Source organism: Vibrio sp. 03_296, assembly GCF_002265885.1.
The window spans coordinates 1-379 of sequence record NZ_NPKW01001158.1; the positions used below are offsets into that span (position 1 = coordinate 1).

A 379-nucleotide genomic window follows, 5' to 3' on the forward strand; every position below is an offset into this window, starting at 1 on the left:
ATCCAATGGTATTGAGACCAGCAACTGAGCGCCTACCGCAATCATCAGGGCACGGTAACACTAACGCGCCAATCACCCCCCAGAGCAAAGCGCGGGGTCTAAGTGATTCGGGGACTTTGTATTGGGCAAAGATGATGGCAAACACGAACAGGTTATCCACACTCAACGATTTTTCGAGCAAATAACCAGTAATGAACGCCGTCGTTGCTTCTTGGTGGGTGTACAAGCTGTCTGGCGCGTAGAAATCCCAGAAATGGAAGATGGTGGCCGCAAATAGAAACGCGAGCAAAAACCAGAATAGGCTCCAGCCCACCGCTTTCTTCATTGAAATGGCACCGCCACGCGTTTGCCAAATATCGAGGCAAACCATCGCAATGGT

Annotated in this window: 1 pseudogene; it reads right to left on the reverse strand. The window is 50.7% G+C overall.

Annotated features, from left to right (window positions below):
* A pseudogene (locus tag CIK04_RS30485) lies at window positions 1–379 on the reverse strand (DUF475 domain-containing protein); the annotation flags it as partial.